The organism is Chthoniobacter flavus Ellin428, from assembly GCF_000173075.1.
GTDB lineage: Bacteria > Verrucomicrobiota > Verrucomicrobiia > Chthoniobacterales > Chthoniobacteraceae > Chthoniobacter > Chthoniobacter flavus.
On sequence record NZ_ABVL01000050.1, the window covers coordinates 1 to 17,495 of the forward strand.

Below are 17,495 nucleotides of genomic sequence, written 5' to 3' on the forward strand. Positions count from 1 at the left end.
TCATCGAGATCATTCACAAAGGGTCACGCCTCCTTCCTCGGTTTCTGCTCGGGTATCGTAAGCGGGCTTGGTCGTCATCACGCCGGCTTGCGGTTTCGTGAGCCCAGAATGGTGCGATGATCGTAGGCCTGGTTGCGGCAGTCATTCCTTACATCTTTCGTGGTGTTCGTGAAGGGCGCCATCGGTTACGACGACGCGCTGGATACCTTCGGCGTGCACGCCGTGGGCGGCACGACGGGAGCGATCATCACCGGCATCCTCGCGGTGCCCGCCAAGCTCGCGGACGGCAAGGTGAACCCGGACGCGGTCAACCCCAACCTCGCAGCGAACGTCGACAAGTTTATCCATAGCGGCACGCTCGTCGTGCAGCAGGTGGCAGCGGTGGCGATCAGCCTCGTCGAGGATCGTGCCTTCTCTTCGGTTGCGGCTTTGCCGCGCTGCGTTCTCTGCGTTTAAATTCAGCCGTGGCTACAGCTTAAGTTACTCCGAACCCCGGTATCCCCAGCTCCTCCGCCATGCGTTTTCCGCGGCGAACGGCTTCTTCCATGCGGGCGGCTTCATCCGCGCCGCGGAGATCCCGGCAGGCAGGATGCGTTTCCGGTGAGGCAATGATTCCGAGGGAGTGCAGAATGTGCGCGGTGCTGTGCTTGTAAGGCGAAGCGCTCATCCGTGCATCGAGGCGGAAGACTTGATCCTCGAGCGACTGGAAAGCCTCGAAGAGCTTGTAGACGCGCGTATCGAAACGCCCGGTGCCAGTCGTGAACTTCTTGGCGGGTGCGCCATCCTGCAGCCACATATCCTTCGCGGCGCAGATCAACGGCGCGCCGCTCACCGCCGCACCGATGAGCAGTGGCAGCCCCAGCTTGATCGCTGTGGCGATGCCGAAATCATCCCCGCTGTGGGGAGCGAAATCGAGACGCAGGTCCTTGCACATCGCCGCCCAGTAAAGGAAGTGCGGCTCATCGAGGGTGGAGATTTTCCCGCCGACGAATTTCGGATGCTGCGCGAGTTGCCAGAGCAACCACGGCTCATACGGCGTGGCCCACGGGACAAAGGCGGGCTCGAGCGCGTGCACGATTCCCGGCCGGATGAGCCACTCGGCGATCTCGTAATAGGCGTCGCGCCGCCGCTCGGGAGCGAGGGCATTGAGCCAGCGCGAGGTCATGAGCATCACCTCGCAGTTGTCGTGTTCCTGCACGATGTCGATGAGGGTCCGATAGCGCTCGGCCTGGAATGCGGTATCGCTCTCCGTGCCGCGCGCCGTCACCCCGGCGATGAATTTTGCTTTCGGAAATTCCGCACGAAAACGGCGCAACACTTCGGCGTAAAGCGCGTCATCGAGGTCGAAGATGTAACCCGTATCGGCATTGAGCACGACGACCAGTTCGACGCCATAATGATCCGCCGCCGCTTGCATCCAGCGGATGCTCGCCGCGAAACCGGCCCAATCCGGCTTCTGGTCGCGGAAGGGCAGCAGCGCCGCCGCACACAGCCGCGCCTTGGTGGTGTGATCGACGATCTCCTCTTCGCCCACCCAGGCCCATTTCGTCTGCTGCCAGGTGGTTTGCGGCGTGAGATCGCGCGGATCGGAGATGAGTTCTTGCATGGAAAGAGTTACTGGCGTTCGGCGACGTAGAGCTGGGTCCACTGGCCGCTGCTCACGTTGAAATAGATGCGTTTGCCGTCCGGGCTGAAGACCGGATGGGGATGCGATACGCGCCACGATTTCGCGCCGTGGGAGTTGTCGAATTGATCGAGGGTGAGGTAGTCGTTGCCCTGCGCGTTGGCGACGATGATGCCCCAGTCCGTGGCCTTGCCGCCGAACTTGTCCATCGTGGAGTCGGTGATGAGCAGCTTGCCGTCGGGGCTCGAAGACGGGTGATCGCCGCGGCACACCGGCAGGCCGGGGACGCGATGCTCCTTGCCGGTATTGCTGTCGGTGAGGCTGAAGGCGGTGTTGACGATGGTCGTGCCGTCCGGGCACCACGCGGGATGTCCCCAACTCGGCCGCAGGAAGAGAAAACGTTTCTCGGCGATGCTGTAACAGATCAGCCCTTCGCGCGCGCTCGCGCCTTTGCTCCGCGGGTTGCCGTTGGTGTGGCCGTTGCTGGCCAGCTTGAAGAAGACCTTCGAGGCGTCGGGGCTCAGGATGGGGAAGAAAATCGAGATCGGCTGGTCGCCATATTGCTTGGCAAACCATTCGGGATACGCCGCTCGCGCGGCGTCCGCAGTGACGACCGTTTGGATGTCCCCGGTGGCCACATTGAGCAACTCCAGGTCGCGATGCGGGCCGGGATTCCAGTGCGGGCCATAAAGCGGCACGAGATCGCCGTCGGGTCGTCCCCAGCAGGAAAGGCGGCCGGGAATGTGCAGGAGCTCCTTGCCCGTGGCGACATCGACTACGCCGACAAACCATTCGCCGTCCCGCTCTCCATGATAGACCACGCGTTTGCCATTGGAGACCCACTGCTGGCAGGCGGCGCGATGGGCGTCTTCCACGTCGAGGTTTTCGACGAGCACCCGTTCCTCGCCCGTGGCTCGATTGCGGATGCGCACTTCGCCGTGCTGGCCATCGGGAGCAGTGGAGGTGAAGAAGAGCACCCACTTGCCGTCGGGGCTCTCCGGGCAGGTGTTGAAATACGAATGGATCGAGTGGCGCTGCTGATCCGGCGCGACCGGATGAATCGAGACGCCGCTCCGCCACGGGGCGAGAGGATCATCTTCCGCGCGCAGAGGGAGTACCGCGCAGAGCAGCGCGAGGAGGGAAAGGAATGTTCTGGGAATCATGGCTTATTTGGGGATGGATTATGGAGGTGGCTTTGATGCATCGAACAGATCAACCGCTTTTCTCGCGGGTCATCCTGAGACCCAAAAGCCGCTGGGCGGATTGTTTGCTGGCGCAAGAACCAGCTGTGGTGGCTGTGGAGGTCGTCTTGAATGTGGCGTGCGGCAACTGCTTGCCTGGGAGGGGCGACTTTCTAGAAAAGACCCTGCGTCGCGGAGCGACGCCCCGGGAATGGCGCTCCGCGCGTTTGTTCGGTCGGCGACTGGAAAGTCGCCGCTCCCAGGGGAGCGAATAAGTGGTTAAGTCCCGATGGTCTTTTTGATCTCCTTCAATTTCTGAAACTCCGGTTTCTGCGTGTAGTATTTGTCGAGCGGGTAGCAGCCGCTGATCATCCCGTTGCGCGGGGCGGTGGTGCACTCGCTGAAGGTGCGGCAGATGAACTTCTTTTCCACCGGACGGCCCTGGATCGCATCGGCGAGCATCGCGGGATAGGAGAGCACCGCGCGGCCGAGACCGATGGCATCCGCCCAACCGCCGCGCACGATGGCTTGGGCGACATTGGGCAGGAACTCCTGCAAATAAGTGTAGCCGGAGCCGATGATGTAGAGATCCTTCGGCGCGCGGGCCTTGATCTCGCGCACCACTTGCATCTGCCGCTCGACATCGATCAGCGGATCATATGCAGGCTGATAGCCGTCGCTCGGCGGAAAGGCCGCGGGACGCTGCAGGTGAGGTGTGTAGTAAGGCGAGCCAGCGGTGGTGTTGAGCACCTTGACGCCGAGTTCGCCGCAGAGCGCGACGAAGGCGTGGGTCTCGGTGAGGTCGATCTGCGTGGGATCGTTTTGATCGACGCCGAAGCCGTAGCGATAAGGCAGGCAGTCCGAAAAGTCCTCCGGGATACCGGGGCCAAGTTTGCCCGGTTGCGAGAGCGCGGGGTCGGGTCGATGCGGCACTTTGTCGAAGCAACTCAGGCGCACGCCGATGTCGATCGGGTTGCCGTCCGCGCGAATGCCGGCGATGATCTCGCGCAGGATGCGGGTGCGGTTCTCGAAGCTGCCGCCGTATTTGCCGGGCCGGGTGTGCGCGCCGAGGAATTCATGGAGCAGATAGCCGTGGCAATGCTTGATGTCGACGAAGTCGGCGCCAATCTCGTGCGCGAGGCGGGCCGCGCGGATGTAATCGCGGATGAGTTCTTCGATCTGTGCATCGGTGAAGACCTGGTCGTCGCTGGTCACGTTGAACTTGCGATCGAGGATGGGATGACGGAAGGCGATGCGCGATTCCCAGCGCTTGTCGTGTGGGCGGCAGAAACGGCCGGAGTGCGTGAGTTGAAAGCCGATGACGAGATCATCCGTTGTGCCGTAGCGTTCCTGATGGGCGCCTTTCAGAATGCCTAGTAGCTCGGCGATGCCGGCTTTGTTTTCTTCGATGAGGATGAGCTGGTTGGGGTTGGCACGGCCGTCGGGGCGGATCGCCATGGCCTCGGCGCCGCAGATCATCTTCGCGCCGCTCTCGCCGAAGCGATGCCAGCGCCGGCGCATCTCTTCGGTGACGCCGCCGGTGGTGGTGCCGTCCCAGCCTTCCATCGGGTGAATGACGATGCGGTTGCCGGGGCGCTTGCCATTGACGACCACGTCGGCCGGCCGCGCGAGCGGTGAGTCGGCGGTGATCACTTCGTCATCGCAGGGAATATCGATGCCGAGCGTCGCACACTGGGTGCGGAAATCGGCAGGCGACTTGAGGGTGGCGAGACGGGTGAGCTTGAAGGCGGGCGTGGTACTCATCTGGGAAACCTCATTGAACCTTTTAGGCTGTCATTGGTAAAACAGTGCTTTCCGATCAAAACGAAAGGTTTTTCCGATGGAACTCTATCAGCTCCAATATTTCCTCGAAGTCGCCCGGCAGCGAAACTTCACCCGGGCGGCGGCGCGCCTGCACCTCGCGCAGGCGGCCTTGAGTGAACAGATCCGCAAGCTGGAGGATGAGCTGGCCACGCCGCTTTTCCAGCGCGGGCGACGGGAGAGCACGCTGACGGCCGCGGGAGAGACCTTGCGCGGGCATGCCGAGGCTTTGCTCGAACGCGCCGCCGCGGCGCGCCATGCGGTGCAGGAGTTGGTGGGGCTGCGCAGCGGGAAGCTCGTCATCGGCGCCATTCCGTCGGTCAGTGCGGGATTGTTGCCGGCCGCGGTCACCGCCTTCCGCAAACGGCATCCGCAGGTGGAGTTGGTGATTGCGGAAGGCACTTCCGAGGCCGTGGCTGAAGGCGTGGAGAGTGGTCGCGTGGAGATGGGAGTCATCCAGCATCCGACCCCGGCCGGACCTTTCGATGAACGCACTCTGCTCACGGAGCCCTTCGTCATTCTCGCGGGACCGCATCACGCCATTGCGCGGCATCGGCGAGTGAGCCTTGCATCGCTGGCGGGCGAACCGTTTGTTTTCTTCAAGGGGCGGGCGCGGGAGAGCGCGCTGGCGGCCTGCCGTGCGGCGGGTTTTGAGCCGCGGTTGGCCTGCGAGAGTGGGGAACTGGAAACGGTGCGGGCGCTCGTGGCGGCGGGTCTGGGCGTGGCGATTTTGCCGGAACTCGCGGCGCAACGAGCGAGGCCGGCGTGTGCGCTGGTTCGGCTCAGCGAGCCGAAAGTCGAGCGGAAGCTGGTGATCGTTACGCGCCGGGGGCATGCGCCGTCGCCCGCCGCGGCGGAGTTTGAAACTCTGCTGCGAGGAGCGCGGGGAAGAAGAGCAAAACAGCCAAAGCCATGAGCACGACGATCAACCCGCCCAAGGCAACCCAAAGCGTCGCGGTCAGCCAATGCGGCCAGTAGATAAACTCGACGCGGAACTTGCCCGGCCCCGGCAGGGCGATCGCTTTGAATAGGTGGTTTACGCGAAAGCAGGGGACACGTTCCCCATTAAGATAGGCGCGGAAGTTTTGCGAAACGAAAGACTCGTTGAGCACGGCGATCCCGGCGGCCGGCGCGTCGATGGTAAATGCGGTGGTGTTGCTTGTCAGGTGGTAGTCGCGGGCGGGGACGATCTGCCGTGAGTTTTGATCGGGGGAGAGCGACGGCACGATGGAATCTCCGGCCAAGGCAGCGGCGAAAGGCCGGCCATCCCCGGCTTTGATCCAATGCAGCAACGCGCGCACGTCGTTGTAGCGAACGAGCCGGTCGGTGAAAAACGCGCGTGGCCAGGCGGACTTGCTTTCGAAGACATCGAGATCGGCGGCGGCGACTTTTTCCAGGCCGGGCGCTGGCGTGTTGCTATCGGCAGCCGCGCCGAAGTAGTAGCGCACGTTCATGGCGTCGTAGACGTGCTGGCTGGCGGCGATATTGGCTTTGGTTACCGTGGGCCACCACATCGACAGCGCACCGAGGCCGGCCGCTTCGTACCATTCCGGGAGAGCCCGGACGATAATCGGATCCGAGCTGGTCGTGCTCTCGAGCCGGTAGAGGAAATGGAAGCCGGGCCGCAGGATTTGCCCGAAGCCCATGACCCGCCCGGGCTCGCCTTGATGTTCCTGGGCAAATCGAATCGCAGGTGAGGGCGCCTGCAGGTCGACCCGCTGTTGTGGGGTAACGACGTAGTAATCGAATTTGGTCTGCAGCCATTGGCTGTGACGGAAGTGCAGCACTCCGAGGCAAACGACTGCCGCCACCACCTGTGCGGCGAGGGCGCCGCGTTTCCACAACACCCGGCTCACCAGCCACGGCAACAAGGCGATCGCCGCAAAAAGCGCGAGCGCGTAGCCGATAAAGAAGGGACTGAACACCGCGGGATGCGTCAACTGCAGCGCGAAGTTGTTGTCCGAGGGAATGGCTTGGGTCGTGCCGAAGTACAACGCCGCGAGGCCGGCGATGATCAGGAGGGTCCGTCTCCATGCCTGGTGCCACTCCGCTGGCGTCGCGAGTTGTTGCAAAAAGGAACGCAGCCCGAATCCGGCGATCAGGAAGAGCGGAACGATGAGCACGCAGATGAACGTGTCGTCGACGTGGATGATATTTTTCAGAAACGGCAGCCGATCGATCAAGGACGGCGGGACGATGGTAAAGACCATCGCGAGCGCCACCCCGGCGACGAGGAGCGTCGCCTTACCAACGGGATTTCTGATCCACGCGCGCCAATCCACGAGCGCCCAGCACACGCCGAGCAGTGCGAGAAAATTGAGGGCCGGATCCACATGCAGCTCCTTGTCCATGAGCTGACGATAGAAGAGATCGTCGAACAGCCCGATGAGCAGCCCCGGGGAGAGTTGATCGGCCTCGGGCTTGCCGTAGAGCGTGTAACCGGTCTTGAGCGCGTCGAGAAACGTGACCCAGAGCGGAGCTGCGATGGCAAAAAACGCGAGGCAGGAAAGACCGGCCACGGCCAGCCTTTGTAGACGCGCTTTCCATGATTCGGCCTGGAAAAGAATCGCCAGAGCGCCGATGCCATTCATGCCGAGCATCAGCATCACGGCTTCCTTGGCGGTGCCGGTGTTGAACTCGGCCCAGTTGGTCACGATCAGCGCCAGCGCTCCCCCAGCGGCGCCGCGCAGGGTCCGGGCCTCGGCGATCGACAGCCAGCAAAGCAGCATCCACGGCGAATAGGAGACGCTGAAAAACGCCGGGTGGTTGAACCGGAACGAGAAGAAACCAATGAAGGCGCAGGAAAAGGCCAGCAACGCGGCTACGCCGAGATGACGCACGCAGCGCCAGATGAGGAGACTGACGCCGAAGCAAAAGAGCAGCTTGGAAAACAGGAAGCGAAGATCCCACGCCCACGATGCGCCATCGGTGAGGACGGTCATCCAGTAGAGCGGATCGCCGATCATGGACATGCCCTGGCCGAGCAGGGTCTGGCCGCACATACTGTAGCGATTCCACAAGGGCAGTTCGTGATCGCGGAAGATGGCGTTGTGCGCGACGACCGAATACGGCAGATGCGCCCACATCGTTGCGTTGATGTCGCTACCGCTCCACGCATCGACCGGTCCGGCAGGCGCGCCGGGCAGGGTAGGGTGGACATCGTAGAGGCAGAGGACGCCATTGTTTGGCGAGACGAAGCTCTTGCCGAAGAACACCACGGGGTGACAGCTCACCGCCACGGCCAGCGCGGCTACGGCGAAGAGCGTCAGCCGCGGATGAGCGGTCGTCCAATCTGCTGAGGTTTTTGCAACTCCACGCAGGCGGTCAGACAAACTGGCCGCTCGGCCGCGCTGCCGAAAGAGCGTGGCCAACAGAAACACCAAGCCCGCGCACACCACGAAATCCATCGCGCTGCCCGCCCAACTCTTCGCATCCGGGGCGAGCAATTCGAGCGGTTTCGCCACCCGGATGACGATGTTGTTGCTTCCCGCCGGAGGGCGTTGCGTCGGAATCTGAGCGACCGGAGTGCCATCCGGAGCGAGGATCCGCGCCGCCGCCAGAACCTGATGGACATTGGCCGGAGGAATGATGGAGAAGGCGTGAAACACGCCCGACGGCAGCGCTACGCGATAGATTCTCGGTTGCGCACTTTCCTGCACCCAAACGGTTTGATGCTGGCGATAATTCCAGCCGGTGCCGAGGTCGTATTGAAACGCGGTCGGGCCGTTCCCCGTCGAGACGAGAGCCATCTCGAAGCGGTAACCGCTCTCATCTGCCGAGAACGGCTGGAAGCGCAGCCCGAGCATCGCCAGCAGGCCCAGCAACACCGCGAACACCAGCCTGTGGGTGCGGCAGGTCATCGATTCGCGACTGGACGGGGACTAGCGAGCTGTGGCTATTCCCACTCGATCGTCGCCGGCGGCTTGCTGCTGATGTCGTAGCAGACGCGGTTGACGCCTTTGACCTCGTTGATGATGCGCGAGGAAATCTTCGCGAGCACGTCGTAGGGCAGGCGGACCCAATCGGCGGTCATCCCATCCTGGCTTTCCACGATGCGCACGGCGATGGTCTGCGCGTAAGTGCGTTCGTCGCCCATCACGCCCACGCTGCGCACGGGGAGCAACGCGGCGAAGCTCTGCCACACGCGATAGTACCAGTCGCTGGCCTTCATCTCGGCCACGACGATGGCATCGGCCTCGCGCAGAATGCGGAGGCGTTCCTTGGTGATCTCACCCAGAATGCGGACCGCGAGGCCCGGACCGGGGAAGGGCTGGCGCTGGACGATTTCCTTGGGCAGGCCGAGTTGCGCGCCGACTTCACGGACTTCGTCCTTGAAGAGTTGGCGCAGCGGCTCGACGAGCTTGAACTTCATGTTCTTCGGCAGTCCGCCCACGTTGTGGTGCGACTTGATCAGCGAAGCGGGATTGCCCCCGATGGCCACGCTCTCGATGACATCGGGATACAGCGTGCCCTGGGCGAGAAACTTGAACTTCGATTTCTTCCCGCGGGTGAGCTGCTTGGTCGCATCCTCGAAGACGCGGACGAATTCGTTGCCGATGATCTTCCGCTTCCGCTCCGGATCGGTCACGCCCTTGAGCTTTTTCAGGAAGCGCGTGGAAGCGTCGACGTACTTCAGCTTCACGTGGAAGTTATCGCCGAAGACGCGCTGCACGGTCTCGGCTTCATTCGAGCGCAGGAGACCGTTGTTGACGAAGACGCAGGTCAGTTGATCGCCGATCGCCTTGTGCAACAACGCCGCCGCGACGCTGGAATCCACGCCGCCGGAGAGACCGAGAATGACGTGATCATCGCCAACCTGCTGGCGCACTTCTTCACACGTCTGGTCGATGAACGAACCCATCGTCCAATCCATTTTGCAGCCGCAGATCTGGTAGACGAAATTGGCGAGGATGTCCTTGCCGCGCGGCGTGTGGACGACCTCGGGATGGAACTGCAGCCCGTAGAAGCGCTTCTTCGGCTGCTCCACCACGGCGTAGGGTGAGTTGTCCGTCTTGCCGATCGCGCGGAAACCCTTGGGCAGCTTGGTGATTTTGTCGCCGTGGCTGTTCCAGATATCGAGCACCTCGGGCAGGTTGTGGAAAAGGGGAGACTTGGTGGTGAGATGCAGCATCCCCGGCCCGTATTCGCGATGCGTGCTGTGCTCGACCTTGCCGCCCAGGTGGTGCGCCATGAGTTGCACGCCGTAGCAGATGCCGAGGATCGGAATGCCGAGCTCGAAGATGGCTTTGTCCGGATGCGGCGCGCCCTTGCCATACACGCTCGCCGGGCCACCACTGAAGATGATGCCCTGCGGCTTGAGCGCGGCGATTTTCTTCGCCGGCGCGTTGTGCGGCAGAATCTGTGAGAAGACCTGGCATTCCCGGATGCGCCGGGCAATGACCTGTGTGTACTGCGAACCGAAGTCGAGGATGACGATGCGCGAGGCGGAAGAGTCGGCCATGCTAATAACCAGCGCGCGTGTTTTCCTTGATGATCGGGTCGTCCGATTTGTCGGGCTGCGTCAAGGTGCCTTGCCCGGAAATGCCGCGCTCGAACTTGGTTACGCCGGTATTGTTGTTGGTGGCCGGTGGGACGTCGCTTTCGCAGCCGCCCAGGGCGAGGCAGGCGCCAACAAGGAAAATCGAAGCAAGAATAGCTCTCATGAAAGGGGTTTTGATAACGTGTGTCAGAACAAAAGGGAAAGAGAAAGTATAGAGAAGACGAGAGGTTGCGTCGAGAGGCGGCATACGGCATAAGACGCCCCCGAAAACCCCAGCGCATGATCCCGGTCGAATTGTTGCTCCACGCCTACCGCCACGCGGTCTTTCCCATGGCGATGGAAAATGGCGAGATCGCCTGGTTCTCTCCCGACCCGCGAGCGATCATCCCGCTGGATACCTTTCACGTGCCCCACGGACTGAAGCGCACCCTGAAGAAGACGAAATTCGAGATTCGGATCGATACGGCCTTTGAGGCGGTGATGCGCGCCTGCGCGCAAAGGGATGAGACCTGGATCAATGACGTCATCGTAGCGAGCTACGTGAATCTGCATCGCGAGGGGCATGCCCACTCCGTGGAGGCGTGGCTGGGTGAAAAGCTCGTCGGCGGCCTGTATGGGGTGTCGATTGGAGGGGCGTTCTTTGGGGAATCGATGTTCCATGAAGCGACCGACGCCTCGAAGGTCGCCCTGCATGCCCTCGTCGAGCGCCTCCGCGCGCGGGGATTCGCCTTGCTGGATACTCAATGGCTCACCCCGCATCTGGTGACCTTCGGGGCGATCGAGATTCCGCGCCTGGAATATCAGCGACGATTGGGTGAGGCAGTGGAGAAGGAATGCTGCTTTGCCGACGCGAGACAGGTCGGTGAGGATTCTCAATTTCTCAAATAAGTCATCGCTAATCTGAGAAACCGTATCGTTTACGATGTAAAGACTACGTGATCTAAGAGGCAACGCCCTACGTGGAGTGGAACCGTGATAGTGCGGCACGCGGAGTGATAATAGAGATGGCAAGGCTGTCACGCGTTGCGAGACGGCATTCCCAAGATGAAATCATCCCGTCGTTTCTGCATTGCTGGTATCGCCATGGCTGAGCTGATGGTGGCTATTGGCTTATTCGGAATCACCTCGGCCGCGGCCGTCGCGGCGCTGCTTCGGATTAATACCAATGCCGCCCTTTGCCGTCTGCAGACTGGAGCCTGCACGGTGGCGCAAAACCAAATCGACCTCATTCTTTCGGATGGGCCGTTCAATCCACAACCGGCTCTCAACCAGGTTCCTCCGGAATTGACGCTCGGAGAAACCGACCAGGGGAGCGCCGCTGCCCCCACGATCGCTGTCTACACCGACCCCAGCACGGGCCAGAAGGTTCTCGGTTGGATGCAGACTGTTGTTAAAGACGCGGGAGCGAGTTCCGGTGGGACTGCCCTGTATGTCTACCAGGTGACGGTCACGGTTTCCTACTACTATAAGGGACGCCTCTACAGCGTCTCGCTGAATACCATGCGGGCTTCCGATACATGAGATACCGACACTCATCCACATCCTCCGCGCGGGGGTTTACGTTGATCGAGATGGTGGTCGCTACCATGATCATGGCGATCACCGGAACGATTATCTATAACATCCTCTACACCGGCATGGTGTTGTTCGCCAAGAATTCGGCGGTGAACGTTGCCCACCAGGAGGCGCGCGTTGCGGTGATGCAGATGGAGCAGGATATCCATGCGGCGGTTTCCATCCCGCAGCTGACGGATAATGCGAATCCTCCCAACGCAGTTGCCGGGAATGGCCCGGCGGCCGGCATTTCCTTCCAGCTCTACGCCGGCGGGCCCTTCCAGATTACCCCTTACTCGGGCACCATGACCAACACCACCGTGGGTTATGGCTCCAACCAGAGCGTTGTGTATGTCCGGACCCCGGCCACCTTTAACTCCCAAGAACAATCAGCGCCTGATCGTTCCCATGTATCAGGTGGAAATGGATATTGTTAAGGCTCCGACGGTGTTAGTCAGTAATCCGGCTTCGGGTTCGACGCCGGCCACCACCGACTGGGTACTGACCTTGGGTTCCAATAGTAGCCCAGCCAATATCGGGACGAATATCACGCCCACGATCACCACCGCCTCTGGAGGCTCGGCGGCCGTCAATATTGTCTGCTTCATCACGGATCGGGTGAGTTACGTCGTCCAAGGGAATCAACTGGTGTATTACGGGCGGCAGAAGACCGGCGGTATCGGCAAGGTGATGGCCAACGATCTCACCACCACCACGCCCTTTAGCATTCCTTCCACGCCTCTGGGCGCTCCTTACTACCGTTTCGTCGCGGCCATCAATCTGTCCACGGCTGACACGAGTTCATCGAATCGAAAATTTCGCGCAGCTAACATGTTTCTTAACGCGATGGAGCCCTACCGGGCGCGGCTAACCACCTACCAATAGAGAAGTTCATCCGATGAAGAAAAATACAGGATCCACCATGCTCGCCATTCTGGCGATGCTCTTCTTCCTCTCCGCATGCGTCATCGCCGCGCTGAATTTCACCGCCGTGATGAGCCGCAACGTTGTTTCCAGTAACTCGTATCGCCGCGGCACCGAAGTCGGCGATGGCTGCATGGAGTACATGTACTCCCAGTGGCGGCAGATTAGCAAAAAGCTGAACAACGCACCGGCGACCGCCGACCTTTCGGGGATTGCCTTGCCAACGGCGGATCAATTCCCGTCCGTGCCCAATTTCTCCGCGACCACGACGGTTTACCTGCCAAACACGAAACCGCCGAAGACCGTCTCCGCTTACGGAATTGTGGCCACGGATCCGCAGGGCAATCCTTTGAGCAATACCTCCCTGTCTCCCACCACGGTGGATAGCACGGGCGTCTCGCCCAATCTGGCCTACGGGACCGACCCCAGCACGAGCAGCGCTTACTACCTCGCGACTGCCGACATCACCGTCCCGGCCTTCGCCGGCCGTACGTTCAGCGTGCGGATGTGCCGCGTTTTCGAGCGGCAGGTTCAGTCGATGTGGAAATACGCAATCTTCTACAACGACATGTTGGAGATCAATCCGGGCGCCAACCAGACGATTACCGGCTGGGTGCATACCAACGACAGTCTCTATACGGCCTACGCGGATTTGACCTTCAATAACAAGGTCGACTACGTCAACGATTGGGGAAGCAAAAATTTCGCCCCGGGTGACAAAGACCACACTTCGGTGACGCCGGCCTCTCCCACCTGGCCGAGTAATTTGCCGCCGGCGCGTGGCGAATATCAATATCCCCTGGGGGTGGACCCGAGCCAGACGTTTTTGAATACAACGCCGAACGACATCGGTTTCCGGGAATTCATCATGCCCCCGACCAGCGGCTATGCCGACCCGATCGCGGATACTCGCTATTACGACCAGGCAGCGATTCGCATCATGGTGGATGCGAGCGGCGCCGTCACCATCTCTAAAGGCGACGGCACCGTGCTGACCAGTAGCAGCAAAGGCACGGATGCCAATCTGTATACGGCCTATTCCAGCGCGGTGAAGACCGGCGACAGTTTTACCGATAATCGTGAGGGCGCGGTGATGGGTGTGACGACACTGGATGTCGGCAAAATTTACAGCGCAACCACGGCGGCGACCAATCCGATTCCCAATCCGCAGATTATTTATATCTCCGATACCAGTAATAGCTCCTCCTCGCGGAAGGCGATCCGTCTGAAGAATGGTTCGTTTATCCCCAGCGGCGGATTGACCATTGCCAGCCAAAATGCGGTTTATATTCAGGGCGACTACAACACGGGGCAAACCAGCAGCCACCAAACACCGGCAAACACCAATAACAATGGAACGGGTGGTAATTTGGCGACGAAGAGTATGCCCGATGGCTCTAACTACACGGAGCAACCCAGTGCCGTGCTGGCCGATGCGGTCAACATCCTTTCCATGCCTGGAAGGATGCGAATTCCACGCAGGACGTGAGTAGCGGCAACCGCAAGGCCACTCCGACAACGGTGAACGCCGCCTTTGTCTCCGGCAACGTGCCGACGGGCTCTGGCGGCACGGGGGCGAATAGCTATAGCGGAGGCGCAGAGAATTTTCCGCGGTTCCTCGAGGATTGGGGCAGCCAGACGTTCACCTACTACGGCTCGATGGTGGAGTTGTTCAAGAGCGCCCAGAGCACCGGCTATTGGGGTAACGGGAATGTCTACAGCCCGCCGAAGCGGAACTGGAACTTCGACACGCTTTTCTATACTCACCCGCCTCCCGGTTCGTTCTTCACTGTGACTTACAACAAGCAAAGATGGTACACCCGCTAGTTCTGACTGTCGCCAGCCTTTTGGTCGTGGCGAGTGCCTCCGCCGAAATCGACTTCACTCCAACGAACTCCTTTTACGTTGCCGAAGCGACCAAGGTTCCCTGCGTGGCCTTCCACAATGGGGATAAGGTGATGCAGTATTCTCCGCCGGAGGGTTGGAAGTTGGGCGGTGGGGGCAACAAGATCACCTTAACTCCGACGAATACCCCGCAGGCCGAGGCCACCATGGCGACGCGGCCGAGCAAGCCGTCGATCCCCGCGACGAATGAAAATGTGAAGGCCTACAGCGAGCTCGCCGTCCGCATGCTCCCCCGTGGGGCCGCGAAAGTGACCGTGGTGGACGCCGCCGTCAGCTCAATGCAGAAGGCGGGGCGGCCAATGATCGAGGTGAACCTGACTTATGTGCTGTTTGCCCAGCAATTCAGCATGAACATCCTGTTCCTGCCGCATGACGACGAACTGGTCACTTTCCAAATGGTCGCTCGGACGCCGGATTTCGGGTCGTTGGAAAACACCTTCCGCCGCAGCCTTTTCTCGCTTCAGGGGCTGTAAGCGGTGCGCTGGTAAGGTATCTCTCCGGACTGTGAAATAAATCCCCCCCCTCCTCGCGTGTCATTCTGAGCGGAGTGCCCCGGTGGCGAGATGGCGGGGCACGGAGTCGAAGAACCCCGCCGCTTTACCAGAGATCATGGCTGGTTGTTCCGCCGGGTTTGCCCCGCAGTCCCATAGGCGTCTCGCAGACTCGGCTTTCGACTGCGTTCCAGTCGTTAAACTCCCTCCACTCCGCTCAGAATGACACGCGAGGAGGGCGGTTTATCTATTTCAGACTACCCTCTAAAAAAAGGACGGCGCGGTGGCGCCGTCCTTTTAGCAAAGCGTATGTCGTCGGAACTCGCCGATTATTGTCCCGGGTTCGGATGGCCCATCGGCTGCCACTCGTTGACGCCATCGACACCGCCCGAGGCGCTGTTGTCGGCGCTGGTCTGGAAGTCCTTCAGCTAGATGCTCCCCACGTGCATGTCCGCGTAGAGCACGTCGATCCACTTGCCGTTCTGATGGGTCCCAAGGGTCTGGTCTTTGCCGTTGGCGGTCACGCTGATCGGCGTGGTTTCGACGCCGGTCCAAGAGGTCGCGTTGGTGGGGTCACCTTTGTATTCCGGGCAATAGAGGATCAACTGGCTCGCGGCGGCGAGCTTGGTGAAGTTGCTGTCCCACTGCGGGGTCGCGCTCGTCGGGTCCAGAAGGTTGTTGTTCACCCCGTAGCTGATCGGGTTCGGGTTGCCGCCGACCGGGCGCTTGTCGAAGGGCGAGTGGAAGACCTTCGGGCTGGGGACGTAGTTGACCTGCAGCAGACCCGGTGCAGCGAGCTGGCTGTTACTGGAGCCGCCCTGGATGGTGGTGGTCTTACTGAAAAGCGTATCGCTGTTGTCGTTGAGGTAGGCGACAGTGCCGATGCCGAGCTGGCGCATATTGCTGCAGTCTTCGGTGACGTGACCCTTTTCCAGAACCTTCTGGAAGACGGGGAGGGCGATGCCGGCCAGAATCGCGATAATGGCGATCACGACCAGGAGCTCGATAAGAGTAAAAGCAGAGGTTTTCTTCATGGTGGGAAACAATGGAAGCTGTGAACAATAAAGCTGTTATCTGTTCGTGTCGAGGGCGGCAAATGAGAAAGTAACGATTCTTAGAAGATTTTTGCCGGTGAGGTGATCTTCAGGGTGTCGCACGATTGTCACTTGCCTTCCCTCCTTCGGACGGCTTCCACTCCGCGGATGCCGAAAGTTTTGCTGCTTACTGCCGGTTATGGCGAGGGACACAATGCCGCTGCCCGCGGTCTCCACGCGGCCCTCGTCGAAGCAGGCGCCGACGCGGAAATCGTGGATCTCTTTGCCCTGACGGGGGGCGCCTTCTATGAGAAGACCCGGCGTGGTTACCTCGATCTCATCAATCGCGCCCCCAAAGTGTGGGCCACGGCTTATGCGCTGATCCATAGGGTACCGATGGGCGCGCTCTCCACGCCTTTCCTCGGGGCGATGCGCCGGGCGCTGGCCGCGATCGTCGCGGAGAAGCGACCGGACGTGATCGTGTCGGTGTATCCCATCTATGGTTATCTCGTGGAGCGCCTGTGGCCGAATACCGCGAAGCGCCCCTTTGCCTTTCACACCGTCGTTACCGATTCGATCACCATCAACAGCATCTGGTATCGGTGCCGCAGCGACAGCTTTCTGGTGCCGAATGAAGAGACGGCCCGCGTCATGTTCCATGCGGGAGTGCCGGAGAAGCGCCTGCGCGTCTTGGGTTTCCCGGTGCCGCCGCGTTTTGCCCGGGAGCGTCCCACGCGGCCAGCCTGTCCGCCGCCTCGCGTGCTTTACATGATCAACGCCGGCAAGGCTCAGGCGCCGGGGATCGTCGAGCGCCTGCTCAAGGTGGAACCGCTGCACCTCACCGTCACGGTCGGCAAAGACGAAGCTTTGCGTGCGCGCCTCGAGGAAGTCGCCTCTCGTGCCGGGAAGTCGGTGGAGATCCACGGCTGGACGCCGCAGATGCCCGAACTGCTGATGACGCACCATATCCTCATCGGCAAGGCGGGCGGCGCCACGGTGCAGGAGTGCATCGCCGCTTGCACGCCGATGCTCATGACCCAGGTCGTGCCCGGTCAGGAGGAGGGAAACGCCGAACTGCTTTTCCAAAACCGTTGCGGCGACCTGTGCCGCACACCGGACGCGCTGGCGGAAAAGATCGAGCACCTCTTTGCCGATGGCGCTGCCGAGTGGCACGCGTGGGAGCAGAACATCACCCGCTTGAGCAAACCCGACGCGGCCCTGCAGATCGCGAAGTTCCTGCTCTCGGCGGAAGCGCAGCAGCGGTAGGGGTCGTGCAGACCGGTATGGTAGCGCGGTCACAGAGCTGACCTTTACACACATCTTTCGACTGGCTTCTCGGTAGACACACACTAGCGGTTCCCTGGGAGCGGTACTTTCAAGTCGCCCACTGGATCTAGCGTCGCGGATCGTGGTTCTTTGGGGGTGTATTTTTGGATATTTCATGTTAGGAAAAAAAAAAAC

General features: G+C 61.0%; 17 protein-coding genes. 10 read left to right on the forward strand and 7 right to left on the reverse strand.

Annotated elements, in window-relative coordinates:
- The first annotated feature begins 159 nt into the window (after nt 1–159).
- Nucleotides 160–456 (forward strand): ammonium transporter, encoded by a 297-nt coding sequence (locus tag CFE428DRAFT_RS38160; protein WP_006983929.1) that lies wholly within the window; start codon nt 160–162, stop codon nt 454–456.
- A 19-nt stretch (nt 457–475) separates the two neighbouring features.
- Here CFE428DRAFT_RS38160 and CFE428DRAFT_RS32135 read toward each other — a convergent pair whose 3' ends face one another.
- The 3 genes from CFE428DRAFT_RS32135 to CFE428DRAFT_RS32145 form a co-directional block, all read right to left on the reverse strand.
- Nucleotides 476–1,606: a beta/alpha barrel domain-containing protein gene (locus CFE428DRAFT_RS32135; RefSeq protein ID WP_006983930.1), complete on the reverse strand. Its 1,131-nt coding sequence runs from the start codon at nt 1,604–1,606 to the stop codon at nt 476–478.
- A gap of 8 nt (nt 1,607–1,614) precedes the next feature.
- Nucleotides 1,615–2,787: a TolB-like translocation protein gene (locus CFE428DRAFT_RS32140; RefSeq protein ID WP_006983931.1), complete on the reverse strand. Its 1,173-nt coding sequence runs from the start codon at nt 2,785–2,787 to the stop codon at nt 1,615–1,617.
- Nucleotides 2,788–3,084: 297 nt separating this feature from the next.
- Nucleotides 3,085–4,569, reverse strand: coding sequence for an oxidoreductase (locus tag CFE428DRAFT_RS32145; RefSeq protein ID WP_006983932.1), 1,485 nt, complete (start codon nt 4,567–4,569; stop codon nt 3,085–3,087).
- 76 nt (nt 4,570–4,645) lie between these two features.
- On the opposite strand from CFE428DRAFT_RS32145, the gene CFE428DRAFT_RS36495 reads away from it, so the two are divergent.
- A complete protein-coding gene (locus tag CFE428DRAFT_RS36495) occupies nt 4,646–5,542 on the forward strand; it encodes a LysR family transcriptional regulator (RefSeq protein ID WP_006983933.1) in 897 nt (298 codons plus the stop codon).
- On the opposite strand, the gene CFE428DRAFT_RS32155 is transcribed toward CFE428DRAFT_RS36495, so the two are convergent.
- From CFE428DRAFT_RS32155 to CFE428DRAFT_RS32165, 3 genes are read right to left on the reverse strand one after another with little or no spacing between them, the layout of a single operon-like run.
- A complete protein-coding gene (locus CFE428DRAFT_RS32155) occupies nt 5,445–8,486 on the reverse strand; it encodes a hypothetical protein (protein ID WP_006983934.1) in 3,042 nt (1,013 codons plus the stop codon). The two genes, CFE428DRAFT_RS36495 and CFE428DRAFT_RS32155, sit on opposite strands and share 98 nt — an antisense overlap.
- Nucleotides 8,487–8,521: 35 nt before the next feature.
- On the reverse strand, nt 8,522–10,087 hold the full coding sequence (gene guaA, locus CFE428DRAFT_RS32160; RefSeq protein ID WP_006983935.1) for a glutamine-hydrolyzing GMP synthase: 1,566 nt from the start codon (nt 10,085–10,087) through the stop codon (nt 8,522–8,524).
- 1 nt (nt 10,088) lies between these two features.
- Nucleotides 10,089–10,289 (reverse strand): hypothetical protein, encoded by a 201-nt coding sequence (locus tag CFE428DRAFT_RS32165; RefSeq protein WP_006983936.1) that lies wholly within the window; start codon nt 10,287–10,289, stop codon nt 10,089–10,091.
- A gap of 116 nt (nt 10,290–10,405) precedes the next feature.
- Here CFE428DRAFT_RS32165 and aat point away from each other — a divergent pair, with 116 nt between their 5' ends.
- The 7 genes from aat to CFE428DRAFT_RS32200 all read left to right on the forward strand — a co-directional run bounded on the left by aat (nt 10,406) and on the right by CFE428DRAFT_RS32200 (nt 14,982).
- On the forward strand, nt 10,406–11,014 hold the full coding sequence (gene aat / locus CFE428DRAFT_RS32170; protein ID WP_006983937.1) for a leucyl/phenylalanyl-tRNA--protein transferase: 609 nt from the start codon (nt 10,406–10,408) through the stop codon (nt 11,012–11,014).
- Between the two features lie 156 nt (nt 11,015–11,170).
- Nucleotides 11,171–11,647, forward strand: coding sequence for a hypothetical protein (locus CFE428DRAFT_RS32175; RefSeq protein ID WP_131990132.1), 477 nt, complete (start codon nt 11,171–11,173; stop codon nt 11,645–11,647).
- Nucleotides 11,644–12,117 (forward strand): PulJ/GspJ family protein, encoded by a 474-nt coding sequence (locus CFE428DRAFT_RS32180; protein ID WP_083805442.1) that lies wholly within the window; start codon nt 11,644–11,646, stop codon nt 12,115–12,117. The genes CFE428DRAFT_RS32175 and CFE428DRAFT_RS32180 overlap by 4 nt, the downstream gene beginning before the upstream one ends.
- The gene (locus tag CFE428DRAFT_RS32185; protein ID WP_006983940.1) at nt 12,104–12,565 is read left to right on the forward strand and encodes a hypothetical protein; all 462 of its coding nucleotides are present in this window, start codon (nt 12,104–12,106) and stop codon (nt 12,563–12,565) included. Before CFE428DRAFT_RS32180 ends, CFE428DRAFT_RS32185 begins: the two co-directional genes overlap by 14 nt.
- A 13-nt stretch (nt 12,566–12,578) precedes the next feature.
- On the forward strand, nt 12,579–14,093 hold the full coding sequence (locus tag CFE428DRAFT_RS32190) for a hypothetical protein (RefSeq protein ID WP_006983941.1): 1,515 nt from the start codon (nt 12,579–12,581) through the stop codon (nt 14,091–14,093).
- Nucleotides 14,090–14,431: a hypothetical protein gene (locus CFE428DRAFT_RS32195; RefSeq protein ID WP_006983942.1), complete on the forward strand. Its 342-nt coding sequence runs from the start codon at nt 14,090–14,092 to the stop codon at nt 14,429–14,431. Before CFE428DRAFT_RS32190 ends, CFE428DRAFT_RS32195 begins: the two co-directional genes overlap by 4 nt.
- Nucleotides 14,432–14,457: 26 nt before the next feature.
- On the forward strand, nt 14,458–14,982 hold the full coding sequence (locus CFE428DRAFT_RS32200; protein ID WP_042726273.1) for a hypothetical protein: 525 nt from the start codon (nt 14,458–14,460) through the stop codon (nt 14,980–14,982).
- Between the two features lie 446 nt (nt 14,983–15,428).
- On the opposite strand, the gene CFE428DRAFT_RS40715 is transcribed toward CFE428DRAFT_RS32200, so the two are convergent.
- Complete coding sequence (locus tag CFE428DRAFT_RS40715) at nt 15,429–16,034, reverse strand: prepilin-type N-terminal cleavage/methylation domain-containing protein (RefSeq protein ID WP_006983944.1); 606 nt, start codon at nt 16,032–16,034, stop codon at nt 15,429–15,431.
- 168 nt (nt 16,035–16,202) lie between these two features.
- Here CFE428DRAFT_RS40715 and CFE428DRAFT_RS32210 point away from each other — a divergent pair, with 168 nt between their 5' ends.
- Nucleotides 16,203–17,300, forward strand: a complete 1,098-nt coding sequence (locus tag CFE428DRAFT_RS32210) for an MGDG synthase family glycosyltransferase (RefSeq protein ID WP_006983945.1) — start codon at nt 16,203–16,205, stop codon at nt 17,298–17,300.
- Nucleotides 17,301–17,495 lie beyond the last annotated feature (195 nt).

Excerpts from the sequence above, each read along its gene's own strand:
- CFE428DRAFT_RS32165 (WP_006983936.1), bottom strand. The coding sequence starts at position 10,289 with ATGAGAGCTATTCTTGCTTCGATTTTCCTTGTTGGCGCCTGCCTCGCC.
- CFE428DRAFT_RS40715 (WP_006983944.1), bottom strand. The coding sequence starts at position 16,034 with ATGAAGAAAACCTCTGCTTTTACTCTTATCGAGCTCCTGGTCGTGATC.
- CFE428DRAFT_RS32135 (WP_006983930.1), bottom strand. The coding sequence starts at position 1,606 with ATGCAAGAACTCATCTCCGATCCGCGCGATCTCACGCCGCAAACCACC.
- guaA (WP_006983935.1), bottom strand. The coding sequence starts at position 10,087 with ATGGCCGACTCTTCCGCCTCGCGCATCGTCATCCTCGACTTCGGTTCG.
- CFE428DRAFT_RS36495 (WP_006983933.1), top strand. The coding sequence starts at position 4,646 with ATGGAACTCTATCAGCTCCAATATTTCCTCGAAGTCGCCCGGCAGCGA.
- CFE428DRAFT_RS32210 (WP_006983945.1), top strand. The coding sequence starts at position 16,203 with ATGCCGAAAGTTTTGCTGCTTACTGCCGGTTATGGCGAGGGACACAAT.
- CFE428DRAFT_RS32155 (WP_006983934.1), bottom strand. The coding sequence starts at position 8,486 with ATGACCTGCCGCACCCACAGGCTGGTGTTCGCGGTGTTGCTGGGCCTG.
- CFE428DRAFT_RS32180 (WP_083805442.1), top strand. The coding sequence starts at position 11,644 with ATGAGATACCGACACTCATCCACATCCTCCGCGCGGGGGTTTACGTTG.
- CFE428DRAFT_RS32185 (WP_006983940.1), top strand. The coding sequence starts at position 12,104 with ATGGATATTGTTAAGGCTCCGACGGTGTTAGTCAGTAATCCGGCTTCG.
- CFE428DRAFT_RS32145 (WP_006983932.1), bottom strand. The coding sequence starts at position 4,569 with ATGAGTACCACGCCCGCCTTCAAGCTCACCCGTCTCGCCACCCTCAAG.
- CFE428DRAFT_RS32175 (WP_131990132.1), top strand. The coding sequence starts at position 11,171 with ATGAAATCATCCCGTCGTTTCTGCATTGCTGGTATCGCCATGGCTGAG.
- CFE428DRAFT_RS32140 (WP_006983931.1), bottom strand. The coding sequence starts at position 2,787 with ATGATTCCCAGAACATTCCTTTCCCTCCTCGCGCTGCTCTGCGCGGTA.
- aat (WP_006983937.1), top strand. The coding sequence starts at position 10,406 with ATGATCCCGGTCGAATTGTTGCTCCACGCCTACCGCCACGCGGTCTTT.
- CFE428DRAFT_RS32190 (WP_006983941.1), top strand. The coding sequence starts at position 12,579 with ATGAAGAAAAATACAGGATCCACCATGCTCGCCATTCTGGCGATGCTC.